We start from the raw sequence: 14,368 nt of genomic DNA, 5'->3' as shown, positions 1-14,368 counted from the left end.
CGATCATGCCACGTTTCCACGATCTGGAAGTCACCGACATTCACAAAACCATCCGCGACGCTGTGGTCGTGACCCTGAAACCGGTGAACGGGGCGGCGGCGGAGTTTGACTTCACCCAAGGCCAATATCTGACCTTCCGCCGGGATTTCGATGGGCAGGAGCTGCGCCGCAGCTACTCGATCTGCGCTGGCAAAAACGATGGCGTGCTGCAGGTTGGAATCAAAAAGGTCGACGGCGGTGCCTTCTCGACCTGGGCCAATGAGGACCTGAAAGTTGGCGACACCCTGCAGGCCATGCCGCCGATGGGCAACTTTTTCACCGCGCTGACGCCCGAGGCAGACAACAGCTACCTGGGCTTTGCCGGTGGGTCCGGCATCACACCGGTCCTGTCGATCATCAAGACCACGCTGGAGGCCGAACCCAACGCCCGTTTCACGCTGGTCTATGCCAACAAGGGTGTGAATACGATCATGTTCCGCGAGGAGCTGGAAGATCTTAAAAACACCTATCTGGGTCGCTTCAGCGTCATCCACATTCTGGAAAGCGACGCGCAGGAGATCGACCTATTCACCGGTCTGGTGACACCGGAAAAATGTGCCGAGCTGTTCGGCTCGGGCTGGTTGGATGTGAAAGCCGCCAAAACCGCCTTTATCTGCGGGCCGGAACCGATGATGCTGGGCATCGCGCAGGCGCTGAAGGATCACGGCATGGACGAGGCGCAGATCAAGTTTGAACTGTTCGCCGGAAACCAGCCCGGTCGCGCCCCCCAACGTGCCGCTGCTTCCGCCGCAACAGGCGGAGCCAAGACCGCCACCATCACGTTGGATGGTGCCACCCGCACCGTCGAAATGGACCCGACCCAGACGGTTCTACAGGCCGCGCTGACCAACAATCTGGACGCGCCATATGCCTGTAGCGCAGGCGTTTGTTCGACCTGTCGCTGCCGCGTGCTGGAAGGCGAGGTCGAAATGGCTGCCAACCATGCGCTGGAAGATTACGAGATCGAGAAGGGCTACGTTTTGTCGTGCCAAGCCTTTCCTGTTTCGGACAAGGTGGTTGTCGACTACGATCAATAAAGCGATATGTTTCAATGATCTAAACACGCCTGAGGAGGGTGGGATATGACCAGCGACACGATGAGCATCGAGCGTTATCTGGCACAGGACGGTAAGTTGAGCGCGCCGGAAAATGTCCCACCCCGTTACCGGGCGGAGCTGATGAAACTGATGGCCAGCTTTGTCGACAGCTCTCTGGCGGGGGCTGCCGGTTTCGCCGATGTCATCAACGCAGGCCCGGGCATCAAAGAACGTATCGCCGCCGCCAAAATCGTGCTGGAAAAGACCGATCACGCTGACCGTGTGCTGCGGATCATGGCCGGGTTTGGCACCGACACTGCCCGCTACGCCAACGCACACCCTTGGGCGGCACGGCTGCCGCGTGACGCCGATATCGGCACCCAACGTTCAGAGCAGGACATGCGGCTGGCGGTGTTCAACTACCCGCTGGCCGGTTGGGGCGACGCGGTGGTGATGAATCTCCTGATGGGGCTGGCCGTTGGCGTGCAGCTGGAGGAAATGGGCCGCATTTCTTATCAGCCTCTGGCCGAAGTCTTCCGCGAAATTGCGCCGCGTGAACGGCGCCACACGGAACTGGCTATTGAAGGGCTGGAACGTCTGATCGCAGAAGGCGAGGCCTCAGCGCTTCAGACATCGGTCACCTATTGGCGCCCCCGTGTGGCGGCCTCTTTTGGGCAGGAACACTCCGAAAAATTTGAACGTCTGCAGGCCCTTGGCCTGCGCCACACCCCCAACGCCGCGCTACGGACACGGTGGGAAGATGAGGCCGCATCCGTGTTGACGCAAATGGGCCTTTCGGCATGAGCCTCGACTCGCCCTCCGCCACCTCGGTGCTGTTGCAGCCACTGCTGGACTGCGGGCCGCTGAAGATCTGGTCGGTGGCGGTAACGCTTCTCGGCGACGCCTGCACCAGCCCCCGCGATCAGATCCGCACCCGTGATATTGACCGGATGCTGGCCCCGCTGGGGATCACCAATCAGGCGCTTCGGGTGGCGCTGCACCGTCTGAAACGGGATGGTTGGGTGGAGGCCGAAAAACACGGGCGCAGTGCCTCCTACCGGCTGAGCGCGCAGGGCTGGGCCTCGACCGAGGCTGTGCGGGCGCGCATCTATAACTTTGAACGCCCCGACCAGCCGGTCTGGATGAGCCTTGCCCCGCCTGACCTATCTGGCGCGGAAATGGAAGATGCGCTACCCGAAGACGCCCTGCGCCTCAGCCCGCGCACCGCCCTGATCGCGGGACAGGCTAACGGGCTGGAAGATTGGGTTCACACCCCATTAAACGGCCCGGTGCCAGACTGGCTGCGGGACTCGCTGGTCCCCGAAGACCTGCAGGTTGAGTACACTGCATTGGCCACCGCTTGCCCTGACCTTGCAGCGGTACAGGCGCTGCCCCTGGCGGATCAATCCATCCTGCGCTTACTGATCCTGCACCACTGGCGCCGATTACGACTGCGCCACGGCGACTTGCCGGACCTGTTGCTCGGAGAGGACTGGGCAGGTGCCGTTGCCGCCAACAAAGTGCCGCCGCTGTTGACCGCCCTGCCCCGTGCCGACCTGGCAGACCGCAACGCGGCTTAAACGCCTGAGCCTCAGCACGCGCTGGAGCAGATCGTGCAAACGGTTGCAGATCTACCTCGATCAACGGCAGATCACCGTCATAGTCTGCCCCAGGATCTGCAGCACATCGGCCATCCGGTTCAGCCCCGGCTTTTCCGGGCCAAGCGCTGCCCCTTTCAAGAAGGATAGCTATTTGCGGCGCGCGTCAACGCTTGCCCGTTTACTCTAGCGTTTTTCGAACCGTCATCACTTCGGTTGGATCGTCCGACAATATTACGGGTTGATTGCGGATTTGGATGTCGCCCTCGATTAAGCAAAACGTCGTTGCCAGGGAAATGATACCTCGCTCGCAATGGATGTTTATCCCGCGATCATAAACGATGGTTTCGACGAACATCTCAGATCCCGCCGGAACAAAATCGCCTTCCGCCTCAAATTTGGATTGAACAATTTCAATTTTCTTCACGCGCCCCGCATTGCAATCGCACTGCGATACCGACCCAAATCCATGACGCTCGTGAGTGTCATCGAATTCGAAGGGTATTATTCCGGGTTTGTCCGAAGTCTCCAAAACAAACGTGTGATAATCCTCCATCTCAGTTTGCCACCAAGCTGTGGAGATGTTCAGAAATTGCGGCGTTTCCGACTCTAAACTAAAAGATACTTGATGCGTCCTTATCAAACCCGTCGACAGATCGACATCCAGATATGGGGAATAGATAGCGCTCAAATCGTACCCCAAAATCGCGCGCAGTTTGGCGATTTCATTGGCCTTGATCGGATTCGTGTGAAGACTGTTCATTTCGCGACTATAGCGGGAAGTTTGACATCAACAACACGCGCCTTTTGTGACGTCTCCTAACGAAAAAGCCGCCCAGTTAGGGCGGCTTTCGAGTTTCTTTCTAGCATTCAGCCTTAGTCGATGATCGCGTTCAGCGTGGCGCTGGGGCGCATCACTTTGGCTTTCAGCTCAACGCTGGGGCGGTAGTAGCCACCGATTTCAGCAGCCGGACCTTGCGCAGCAGCGAATTCGCCCAGAATAGCGGCTTCACCTTCGGCCAGGGCCTTAGCGACCGGTGCAAATTCAGCAGCCAGATCGGCGTCGTCACCCTGTGCGGCCAGTGCTTCTGCCCAGTAGCGGGCGAACCAGTAGTGACTGTCACGGTTGTCAGGCTGGCCAACTTTGCGCGAGGGCGAGTTGTTGTTGTCCAGAATGCCCTGTGTGGCGGCCTCAGCGGCGACACCCAGCACGCCGGCTTTGGTGTTGCCTTTCACGTCGGCGAGGAAGTTCAACGATTCCCCCAAGGCGCAGAATTCGCCCATCGAGTCCCAGCGCAGGTGGTTTTCTTCCACCAGCTGCTGCACGTGTTTCGGGGCTGAACCACCGGCGCCGGTCTCAAACAGACCGCCGCCCTGCATCAGCTTCACGATCGACAGCATCTTGGCCGAGGTGCCCAGTTCCAGGATAGGGAACAGGTCGGTCAGGTAGTCCCGCAACACGTTGCCCGTGATGGCAATGCTGTCGTTCCCAGCAGTGATGGTTTTCAGCGACTGGGCGGTTGCCTGACGCGGCGCCATGATCTGGAATTTGTCTGCAACTCCAGCGGCTTCCAGCGCAGGCGTCACGTATTTGATCAGCTCTGCGTCATGGGCGCGGTCTGCGTCCAGCCAGAAAATCGCCTCGGACCCGGTCAGACGCTGACGATCCATCGCCAGTTCAATCCAGTTCTCAATCGGGGCTTTCTTTGCGGTGCAAGAACGCCAGATGTCACCGGCCTCAACAGCGTGGCTGTGCAGGGTCTCGCCATTGGCCAGAACCACACGGATGGTGCCCTCTGCGGGGGCCTCAAAGGTGGTCGGGTGGCTGCCGTATTCTTCGGCCTTCTGCGCCATCAGACCGACGTTGGCAACCGAACCCGCCTTGGTCACGTCCAGCGCACCGTTGGCTTTGAAGAAGTTGATGCTTTCGTCATAGACCGAGGCGTAGCAGCGATCCGGGATTACACAGTTGGTGTCACCCTTGTTGCCTGCTGCGTCCCAGCCTTTGCCGCCAGCGCGGATCACAGCCGGCATCGAGGCGTCAATAATGACGTCAGACGGTACGTGCAGGTTGGTGATGCCTTTGTCGCTGTCGACCATATACATGGCCGGACGCTCACCGGTCACAGCCTCAATTGCAGCCATGATGTCTGCATTGCCCGACACGCGGTCCAGCAGATCGCCCATACCCGAATTCGGGTTCACACCCAGCGCGGCCATTTCGTCACCGAACTTCTCGAACACCGGCGCCAGCCATGCCTTGACCGCGTGGCCAAAGATGATCGGGTCCGAAACCTTCATCATGGTCGCCTTCATGTGCAGCGAGAACATGGTGCCATCGGCTTTGGTGTCTTCAATTGCTTCAGCCAGGAAAGCCCCCAACGCTTTGGCGGACATGAAGGTTGCGTCGGCAACGGTGCCCTCTGCCAGCGGCCAGGCGTCTTTCAGCACGGTCACGGCGCCGTCTTTGCCAACAAATTCGATCTTCGCGTCACCGGCCTGCGCGGCAGTGATGGTGGCAGAGACTTCGTTGGCGTAGAAATCGTTGCCTGGCATGCTCGACACTTTGGTCTTGCTGTCTGCGGCCCATGCGCCCATCGAATGCGGGTTGTTCTGAGCGAAGTTCTTAACCGCTTTGGCCGAGCGACGGTCCGAGTTGCCTTCGCGCAGAACCGGGTTCACTGCCGAGCCTTTGATGGCATCGTAGCGGGCACGCACGGCCTTTTCTTCGTCGCTTGCAGGCTCTTCCGGGTAGTTCGGCAGATCATAGCCCTGCGCCTGCAGTTCGGTGATCGCGGCCACCAGCTGCGGCACCGAGGCCGAAATGTTCGGCAGTTTGATGACGTTGGCGTCCGGGGTCTTCACCAGTTCACCCAGAGCGGCCAGATCGTCAGTCTGACTCTGCGCGTCGGTCAGATTCTCCGGAAAGGTCGCGATGATGCGGCCTGCCAGCGAAATGTCCGGGGTGCCCACGGTGATACCGGCCGAGGACACGAACTTGCGGATGATCGGCAGGAAGGAGGCGGAGGCCAGTTCAGGCGCTTCGTCTACAATTGTATACAGAATGTCGGGCGTCTTGTTTTCAGCCATGTTTCTACCTTTCTTTTTTGACAGGGTAGCTGGTTGACGAACGGCAGCGGCGCTGCAATCACAGGATGCGACGGCATGAAAGATTGCCAAAACGGCGGACTCCATGCGGTTCCAGACCCCAATAACGGCCCCGGCGCGAAAGATCAATTCGCCATTGTTATGTTTGCGACGGACATGATGCCACGGGCGGCAAAGGATGGCATGACGGCACCGGTGTTACCCGGTGTGATTAGGCTGGCAGCAGGTCCATCGCGTGCTCCAACTCAAGCCAGATCCGCGTGCCCCCTTCATAAAACGGATCGACGCTGACCTCGCCCTGCATCGCCTCGATATAGGCCCGGACCAATGGCAGGCCGATCCCGCCGCCCGGCACCGTGCCGTGGGCATGGTGCAGCCGCTCAAACGGGGTGAAGGCTGTTTCAACTTTGTTCGCGGGGATGCCGGGGCCCAAATCGGTAATCGCAAGGCTCACCCGCCCGCGACCGCGGCTGGTCCAACTGACGGAGATCGTGCTGCCCTCGGCGGAGTATTTGATCGCATTGTCCAGGATCTGCGCCACCGAGAATTGCAGCAGCTTTTGGTCGGCCCGCACATGTGGCGTTTGCCCCTTGGGCAAGTCGATGGTAATGCCACGCCGCCGCGCTGAACGCGCCAGTCCCAGCGTCGCGTCTTTGACAACTTTGTGCAGCTCCAGCGTCTCGATGTGCACATCTATTTGCCCTTCGGAAATTTCCGAAAGCGCCAAGGCAGAGTCGATCATCCCCAGCATTTCGTCGCTGGCCTCCACCACCCGCTGCATTCTGGCGGCCAGTTGCGTGCTATCAATCGCCCTGCCCGCCTCGGCCTCCATCCGTGTCAAATCACTGAACCCAAGGATCTGATTGAGCGGCGTGCGCATCTCATGGCTCATGGCCTTGAGGAAGGTCGACTTGGCCTTGCCCGCCAGTTTTGACAGTTCCAGGGCCTGCCGCAACTTGGCGGAATAGGTTGAAGAGGTGAGCACAAAGAACACAATCTGAGACACGACCAGGCCAAAAACGGTGATTGCACTGATCGGGGCAAAATAGCGTTCAGCGATTATCGGCCCCACTTCCCAGTGCATCAAATCCAATTGGATCATCACCGCCGTAGCGATCCAGAGCACGGCGGGAAGCACAACAAAACAAGCTTTTAGCAGCGAATGGCGGTGCCAGGAAAAAACCAGAAACGGAAAGCCCGCACAGATTACATACAGAAACTCAGGCCGCCCCATCGGGTGTACACAGAGCACAACCATCGTCACCGTGAGGTTTGCACCACAAAGCCAGACGCCGCGGGCGTAGCTTTGTTTTCCGGACTGAAACAGAAAATAGCCAAGCAATATGGCGCTGAGGGCCACGGTCCCTGCGAGGCTGAGCTTCACAGCCCCAATGGAGGCGGCTGCAACCAGCCAAATCAACGTAAACGAAGCGCAAACCCAGACCATTGTAAACGGCGGCATCTGCGGCTCTTCAATTTGAGCGCCCCCCCAATGGGCTTTCGCTCGAAACAAATCATTCATAACAGTCACCCTCTACAGGTGATGTTAACCAAATCCGCAAAGGGCAAGAAAAGCGAATTTTGTACACATCATTGACTGCCCTTACGTCAACAAAACCATTCCCAGACCGCACTCGCCTGAGGCGAGATTTGAGGGCGAGTAACATCTATTCAAGAACGAAATTTGTCTGGGTTTGGCCCCAAACATATAAACCTCATACACCTTATAAATGGACGGCCTCCCCACGATGGTCATACCAAATCGCAAGCCGATATTAGAGGAATCATGTCGCTTGACCTGACAAAAGAGGCTTTAGGCCAGCGGCAACCGGATCCAGACACGCGCCCCGGACTGATAGGCACTGTCGATGCCAACATGGCCACCCATCGCCCCAATCTGCGCCTTGAGCAAGGTCAAACCGATGCCTCCCCCCAATGAGGCGCCGAGGGCTTCGCCCAGGCGTTCAAACGGCACAAAGGCGCTTTCTTCGCTGCCCGGCGGAAATCCGGGACCGGTGTCACAAACCGCCAGTTCCACCTGATCCGTGCCAAAGGGGGCACAAACCACCGTCACCAGCGCCTGTTCCGGGCTGAAACGGATTGCGTTTTCAACCAGATGCCTAAGCGCGGCAACCAACAGATCCGGATCGGCCATCACCTCGGGCTCTGCCGCGGCGTCTGGCCCGTCAAATCCCAGCGTGATCGCCTTGGCCTGTGCGACGGGATGCATTTCCGTAAGCACCTGATGGATCAGCGGCCCCGGTTGCACGGGACGGCACACCGCCTCAACGCCGTTGGAGGTCATGCTGGACAGCGCGATGCCCTTGTCGATCATCCCCAACAATTCCTGACTGGCGGCCAGAACGCGGGTCATACGTTTGTCCAGTTCCGGTGCTTGCGCCACTTTGCCCGCGCCGATCTCACTGCGGATCATGTCGCTGTAACCCGAAATTGTGTGCAGGGGCGTGCGCATGTTGTGGGTCAATGACTTCAGGAACCGGCTTTTGGCAAGGTTCGCCTGATCCGAAACCCGCCGCGCCTCATCCAATTGCGACATGTATTGGCTGGTCAAACGGTCGTAATAGGCAAATTCAAACAGCAGGATGCCAAAGATGGTCACGCCGGATATCGGCGCAAACACTGTGCGGGCCAGATCCTCGCCGATCTCGAAATTGGGCAGCACCTGATAGTCCAGCGCCCAGGTTACAAACCAGATCACCACCGGCGGCAGCACCAATCCCCAGCGAATCCACTTGGGTTCGCGCGGCGAAAACACCGAAATCGGCGCGGTGGCGCGAAACAGCAGCAGGAAGGCCGTGTAGCTGGCCGGATGGGTGGCGATAATCGCCAGGAACATCGCAACATCCAGAATGAGCAGCCACATCACCCGCAGCGCCAGCGGGTTCATCCGCTCCCGCAGGAGCATCGCCAGTGTAAAGCCGGTGACTGCCGTAAACGCCCCCATTGCCGAAACATAGGCCCCAAGCGCCAGGCTGACACAGCCCCAGAGCGCAGCAAACGGTGCCATGAACATCACAATCGCCTGCGCATGGCGCAACCGGCGTTCAAGGTCCATATCTGAGGTTTGCGGGCTCACAACGGCTCTCATCTCATCGCGGGTTTATTGGCGGGCACTTCTGGCGGGCCCTTTGGATAAGGCACCCAGTCCGAACGCGTTATCACATTTTTATGCCATCGAGGTAAAGGAGCGGCAGTTTTACCCGCCGTCCTTCCATCGATGTTTAGGCGGCGCGGCTGTCTTTCGCCGGGGTAAAGTCCACCTCGTCCTCGCCGTCGAAATCATCCAGCGACAGGTCGATCATTGGACCTTCCTCTGCCACAGGTGCCGCCTCAGAAACTTGCGCGGTCTCTTCTTCAACGGGGGCCGCAGCGGTTTCCGTCGCCTCAGGCGCATCTTCGCCCTGATCCTCCAGCTGGAAGAAACCCACCGTGTCACGCAGGGTCTGGGCCTGGGCGGCCAGTTCTTCTGCGGTGGCGGACATTTCTTCCGAGGCGGCGTTGTTTTCCTGGGTCACGTCATCCAGCGAGGTGATCGACTGGTTGATCTGGGTCATACCCTGCGAAATCTCGGCGTTGGCGTTAGAGATGTTCGAGACCAGTTCTGCGGTGCGCTCGATGTTCGGCACCAGGCCTTCCAGCATCTTCATCGCCTTCTCCGCAGCACTCTGGGTGCCGGAGGACAGCGAAGAAATCTCGCCCGCCGCTTCCTGCGAGCGTTCCGCCAGTTTGCGCACCTCAGAGGCCACAACCGAGAAACCACGGCCATGTTCACCAGCGCGGGCTGCTTCGACCGCCGCGTTCAGCGCAAGAAGGTCGGTCTGACGGGCGATTTCCTGCACCACATTGATGCGGTCGATGATGGTGTTGAGGCTCTCCATCGCTTCTTTCACGGCCGAACCGGAGTTCCGCGCTTCTTCCGCAGAGGCCAGCGCCATCTTCTCGGTTTCGACAGCGTTTTCAGCGGTCTGGCCGATGTTGGCGGTCATTTCCTCAACCGAGGCTGAGACATCTTCCGTTGCCCCAGCCTGTTTCGAGCCACCGTCGGCAATACCAACCGAGGCTTCGGCCATCTGGTTCGCACCCGTCGAGACGTAGCGCGCGCCCTCAGACACGTTGCCCACGATGCTGCGCAGGTTGGTGACCATATCGTTGAGGTTGTCCATCAGGTCGCCCAGCTCATCCTGGTGCTTATGGGTTCCGGTAACACTCAGATCCCCTTTGGCCACCCGCGACGACAGTTCAATGGCGTTTTTCAAACCACGGCTGAGGGTCGAAATGATGCCCCAAGCCGCCAACAGTGCAATCACAACGCCAGCCACGATCGACGCGATCAGGATCTGACGGTTGCGGTCATAGGCAGCGGCGGCCTCGACCAAAGCTTCGTCCATCTTAGCCTTTTCAATTTCCAGACTGCTGGCAATCAGCGCCCGCATGTTTTCATAATTGGCCTTGTTGTCTTCGCGCAGCAGGTTTGCGGCAATCGACGCACCGCCCACCCCCAGCATCTGCATCACCTGTTTGTTCACCCGGTCAACCTTTTTACTGATCGCCTGAAACTCATCCAGGAACGCAGCGAATTGCTGCTCTTCCAATTCTGCGGCAGCATCATGGCTGGCATGTTCTTCGCCAGCAGGCTCCGTAGCGCCCTCTTCATGGGCCCCTTCCACATGTGCCTCTTCCCCCTCTTGGGTGACATGGGTGCGTGCGTGTTCAACCATTGCCTTGCGTTCTTTGGTCATCTCCTTGAGTTCCGTCTTGATCGCTTTGCGACCTTTGCGGTCATCAACAAGGAGGTAGTCGCGGATCCGGGTCTGAATCCGTTCATGCACATTGGCCAGTGACTCAATTTCCTGAATGGCGCGGAAATTGGTTTCTACGATGGTTTGGCTTTTGGCGTTCATCATTCGCATTTCGGTTAAGGACAGCAGTCCCACGGCGACAATGATGGCGGCAAGCGTTACGAGCGTGGCGCCCAGACGCATTTTGATCGTCAGCTTCATACTTGTTAACTCTCACTAGGGATAATGGGTTCGTGGGGGACAGGCGGTGGTGTCAGTGCCAGACCGGTTAAATCGGCCGTTAAGACGCGGCAACGCAAAGCGGGGAAGGACAGAAAATGTTGTCCGGATTTGTTCATTTTGCGGGCCACTCTCTGAAACACAAACACTAGGAACCTCAGACTCCAACGACCCAAACCGGGGCTATTTTAAAGCCGCCGAGCGAATTTCAGGCCTCCCGCGGAATTTATTTTCCAAACGAAAACAAACATCTGCCCAAAGAAAGACGCCGCACTCAAAAGAGCGCGGCGTCTTGTGTTTTCTTGACTGCACCCAAAGGTGACTGGCCTCGGGTCTTAGGCGGCTTTGGTTTTCGACGGGATGAAGTCTTCGCCATCCTCTTCGTCAAAATCGTCCAGCTTCAGATCAAACACAGGCTCGTCAACTTCGGCGCTGTCTTCTGCCGGCGCCTCTGCAGGCGCGGTCACCGGAGCGTCAGCCGCAACAGGCGCTGCGCCTTCGCTGTCAGCATCCAGACGGAAGGCACCCACCGTATCACGCAGGGTCTGGGCCTGGGCGGCCAATTCTTCTGCGGTGGCGGACATTTCTTCCGAGGCAGCGTTATTTTCCTGGGTCACATCATCCAGCGAGGTGATCGACTGGTTGATCTGGGTCATGCCCTGCGAAATCTCGGCGTTGGCGTTGGAGATGTTCGAAACCAGCTCAGCCGTGCGCTCGATATTCGGCACCAGACCTTCCAGCATCTTCATCGCCTTCTCGGCAGCACCTTGGGTGCCCGAGGACAGCGAAGAAATCTCGCCAGCCGCTTCCTGCGACCGTTCTGCCAGTTTGCGCACCTCAGAGGCCACAACCGAGAAGCCACGGCCATGTTCGCCAGCACGGGCTGCCTCGACCGCCGCGTTCAGCGCCAGAAGATCGGTCTGACGGGCGATTTCCTGCACCACATTGATGCGGTCGATGATGGTGTTGAGGCTCTCCATCGCTTCTTTCACAGCCGAGCCTGAGTTGCGCGCTTCTTCGGCAGAGGCCAGCGCCATCTTTTCGGTTTCGACAGCGTTTTCAGCGGTCTGGCCGATGTTGGCGGTCATTTCCTCAACCGAGGCAGAGACGTCTTCCGTCGCACCCGCCTGTTTCGAACCCCCATCGGCAATACCGACCGAAGCTTCGGCCATCTGGCTAGCACCGGTGGACACATAACGCGCGCCTTCGGACACATTGGAAACCACACCACGCAGGTTGGTGACCATGTCGTTCAGGTTATCCAGCAGATCCTTGATCTCACCCTGTTCTTTGTGAACAGCGGTTTTCGACAAATCACCATCAGCAACATCTTTGCTGAGGTTGATTGCCAGTTTGAAACCACGGTTCAATGCACTCAGGATACGCCAAGCGGCCAACAAGCTGATGACCAGTGCTGCGGCAATCAAACCACCCACGATCAGCACCGACTGCTCATAGATCGCCGCGGCTTCAGCCATTGAGGCATCCATCTTTGCACCTTTTTCGGTTTCCACCTTGATCAACAGCTCTGCCATCGCAGCGTCCACCTTGGCGGCTTCACCCACCAGGATGGTCGACGCCATGTCACGCGAACCGAACATCAGAACGTTCATCACCTTTTTGTTGATGCGTTCGACCTGACCTTTGAGGTCCTCATACTGGACCAGGAAATCCGCCATCACCGGATCAAGCGGCTCTTTGACCGCGACCTCGGCGACCTCGCCTTCAGCGGGGCCCTCGGCCGGGGCAGCTTCGCCCTCGGTCGCGGCAACCTCTTCTTCGGCGCCATAGGCCATGATGTTGGCTTCAGCGATCATGGTTTCCTGCGTCGCCTTCAGCTCTTTCATTTCAGCTTTCAGCTCTTTGCGGACACCTTGATCATCCACCAACATATAGTTGCGGATGCTGGTTTGAATTTTCGACTGGACCTGTGCCAGGTCGTCGATGGCGCGCAGGGTGGCAACATCGCGATTAACGATCTGCTCCCCACGCATTTTGACTTCGCGCAGTTCATACACTGCCAGCGCGCCGATACCGACGAAAAGCACTGACAACAGAACAAAAGTCAGAGAGAGACGGGATTTAATGGTCATAACTCTAGGCCTTCACTCGTACGGGTTTCTGAGGTGAGTAGGGGTCGTCCTCAGCGCGACGCATGTGCAGACATTCCCCGACAGGGAGCGAACAAAGCAGAACTTGGCTCGGGTCATTTGCATCATTGTAACGTCGCACGCCTTTTACTCTTGGACAGGAGGATGAACGGCGCAGGCGCTAAACGTTTAAGGCCAATCGTTAGCGGTAAAGTCGTGGAAACAAGGTGCAAAAGGATAGGATTCGCGGGTTTCGCGAAAAAGGCGAAGTAGGACTTTAGTGGCAAAGTTGTCATGCCCGCCCTGTAATAAAAGCGTTACAGGCAAGTTTCCCCGTATTTTCACGGGGCTGGATGCACCCTGAGGTGGTTCATATTTCGGCAGGCAAAAAAATCTTAACTTTTTTCAAGCATCTAAGCCGCAAACCCAATTCCGTTTGGGGAGAACCAGCAATTCGCGCAGGCCCCGCCCCCTACTTTGGTGCAGGAAGGCAGGCAAAGGTCGGTGCCTCACCGGTCGTGGGCAAGACTAAGGTCTCAAAGGGTGGCGCGAACCCTGCCTGCGACAGTTTGGAGGCTAAAGAACACACCCGCCTGACCGTTTTCCTTTGCAAGGCCCCCCATTTTGTCGACGTCGCAATGTTAGAATATTTGAAAGCCCTCTTCGCGTTTTTGGACCCAGCGGTCCTGGCGCAAAAACAGATTTCACATGCCGCCCGCGAAGCGGCAGAGGTTGAGCGTTGCCTGGAAAAAGGCATTGACGCGCTGTTGACCGAAAAAGTCCGCCTGCTGAAAAAAGCCACCGCCCTGCCCGCCCGCAAACGGGAAGACTTCCGCGAAACGATGGACACGCATTTCACCCATCTGGCCGAGCAGATGAAAGAGCGGTTTTCGCCTCTGAACTGGGTATTCAAAGCCATTGATGCAGCTGCCAAAACCCCGGATCTTGGCAATGCCCATTACATCCGCGCCCAAGTCGCCCGCCAGCACGCCGTCGCCACCGCCCTGCGCCAACACGCGATGCATGTGGTGAGCGACCTGCAACTCACCCTGGACCGTTTCCTTTCCGAGGAGCAGCCCCACGCGGAAATGTCCCCAGAAACCGCCTGAACGGATCGGGCAGCGAGGGGGGATTCGTCGTGGTAGAAGATCTGGTAGGCCCGGCAGGATTCGAACCTGCAACCAAAGCGTTATGAGCGCTCTGCTCTAACCGTTGAGCTACAGGCCCACCTTGGTCACCTGATTAGGCATAGGTTGCGTGAGGGTCAAGCGGCTTCGCCTGATACGGCCGCGTTCAGGAGCCCTGGGGCGGACCTCAAAGACGCTCTCAGACAATTGTCATCCCCGATTGTACAAGATCCGGACCCTCGCGCCTTGGTTCGAAATTGCCCCCTTTGGTCGGAAACCACACCTAACCTTTTGCCCGTAAACTGTCCGAATGGCCTGCCCAAATCGTCC

General features: G+C 58.2%; 10 protein-coding genes and 1 tRNA gene. 4 read left to right on the top strand and 7 right to left on the bottom strand.

The window, feature by feature from the left end; genetic code table 11:
• Nucleotides 1–5: 5 nt before the first annotated feature.
• From SIC14_RS14680 to SIC14_RS14670, 3 genes are read left to right on the top strand one after another with little or no spacing between them, the layout of a single operon-like run.
• Complete coding sequence (locus tag SIC14_RS14680; RefSeq protein ID WP_412562666.1) at nucleotides 6–1,076, top strand: 2Fe-2S iron-sulfur cluster-binding protein; 1,071 nt, start codon at nucleotides 6–8, stop codon at nucleotides 1,074–1,076.
• A gap of 45 nt (nucleotides 1,077–1,121) precedes the next feature.
• Nucleotides 1,122–1,880 carry a Phenylacetic acid catabolic protein gene (locus SIC14_RS14675; RefSeq protein ID WP_412562665.1) on the top strand — a complete coding sequence of 253 codons (759 nt, stop codon included), beginning with the start codon at nucleotides 1,122–1,124 and terminating at the stop codon, nucleotides 1,878–1,880.
• The gene (locus tag SIC14_RS14670) at nucleotides 1,877–2,656 is read left to right on the top strand and encodes a PaaX family transcriptional regulator C-terminal domain-containing protein (RefSeq protein WP_412562664.1); all 780 of its coding nucleotides are present in this window, start codon (nucleotides 1,877–1,879) and stop codon (nucleotides 2,654–2,656) included. The genes SIC14_RS14675 and SIC14_RS14670 overlap by 4 nt, the downstream gene beginning before the upstream one ends.
• 199 nt (nucleotides 2,657–2,855) lie before the next feature.
• Here SIC14_RS14670 and SIC14_RS14665 read toward each other — a convergent pair whose 3' ends face one another.
• From SIC14_RS14665 to SIC14_RS14640, 6 genes are all read right to left on the bottom strand, one after another.
• Complete coding sequence (locus SIC14_RS14665; protein WP_412562663.1) at nucleotides 2,856–3,437, bottom strand: hypothetical protein; 582 nt, start codon at nucleotides 3,435–3,437, stop codon at nucleotides 2,856–2,858.
• Nucleotides 3,438–3,550: 113 nt separating this feature from the next.
• Nucleotides 3,551–5,764 carry an NADP-dependent isocitrate dehydrogenase gene (locus SIC14_RS14660; RefSeq protein WP_412562662.1) on the bottom strand — a complete coding sequence of 738 codons (2,214 nt, stop codon included), beginning with the start codon at nucleotides 5,762–5,764 and terminating at the stop codon, nucleotides 3,551–3,553.
• A 229-nt stretch (nucleotides 5,765–5,993) separates the two neighbouring features.
• Entirely contained in the window at nucleotides 5,994–7,244 is a 1,251-nt protein-coding gene (locus tag SIC14_RS14655; protein ID WP_412562661.1) for a sensor histidine kinase, read from the bottom strand.
• A gap of 351 nt (nucleotides 7,245–7,595) precedes the next feature.
• Nucleotides 7,596–8,879, bottom strand: a complete 1,284-nt coding sequence (locus SIC14_RS14650) for a sensor histidine kinase (RefSeq protein WP_412562660.1) — start codon at nucleotides 8,877–8,879, stop codon at nucleotides 7,596–7,598.
• A 145-nt stretch (nucleotides 8,880–9,024) separates the two neighbouring features.
• Nucleotides 9,025–10,803 carry a methyl-accepting chemotaxis protein gene (locus SIC14_RS14645; RefSeq protein WP_412562659.1) on the bottom strand — a complete coding sequence of 593 codons (1,779 nt, stop codon included), beginning with the start codon at nucleotides 10,801–10,803 and terminating at the stop codon, nucleotides 9,025–9,027.
• A gap of 353 nt (nucleotides 10,804–11,156) precedes the next feature.
• Nucleotides 11,157–12,914: a methyl-accepting chemotaxis protein gene (locus SIC14_RS14640; protein WP_412562658.1), complete on the bottom strand. Its 1,758-nt coding sequence runs from the start codon at nucleotides 12,912–12,914 to the stop codon at nucleotides 11,157–11,159.
• A 350-nt stretch (nucleotides 12,915–13,264) separates the two neighbouring features.
• Here SIC14_RS14640 and SIC14_RS14635 point away from each other — a divergent pair, with 350 nt between their 5' ends.
• Complete coding sequence (locus tag SIC14_RS14635) at nucleotides 13,265–14,020, top strand: hypothetical protein (protein ID WP_412562657.1); 756 nt, start codon at nucleotides 13,265–13,267, stop codon at nucleotides 14,018–14,020.
• Between the two features lie 42 nt (nucleotides 14,021–14,062).
• Here SIC14_RS14635 and SIC14_RS14630 read toward each other — a convergent pair.
• Nucleotides 14,063–14,138 (bottom strand) — tRNA-Ile (locus SIC14_RS14630).
• Nucleotides 14,139–14,368 lie beyond the last annotated feature (230 nt).

The organism is Thalassobius sp. MITS945101, assembly GCF_047123305.1.
GTDB lineage: Bacteria > Pseudomonadota > Alphaproteobacteria > Rhodobacterales > Rhodobacteraceae > Thalassobius.
This window is presented reverse-complemented; position numbering and strand designations above follow the sequence as displayed.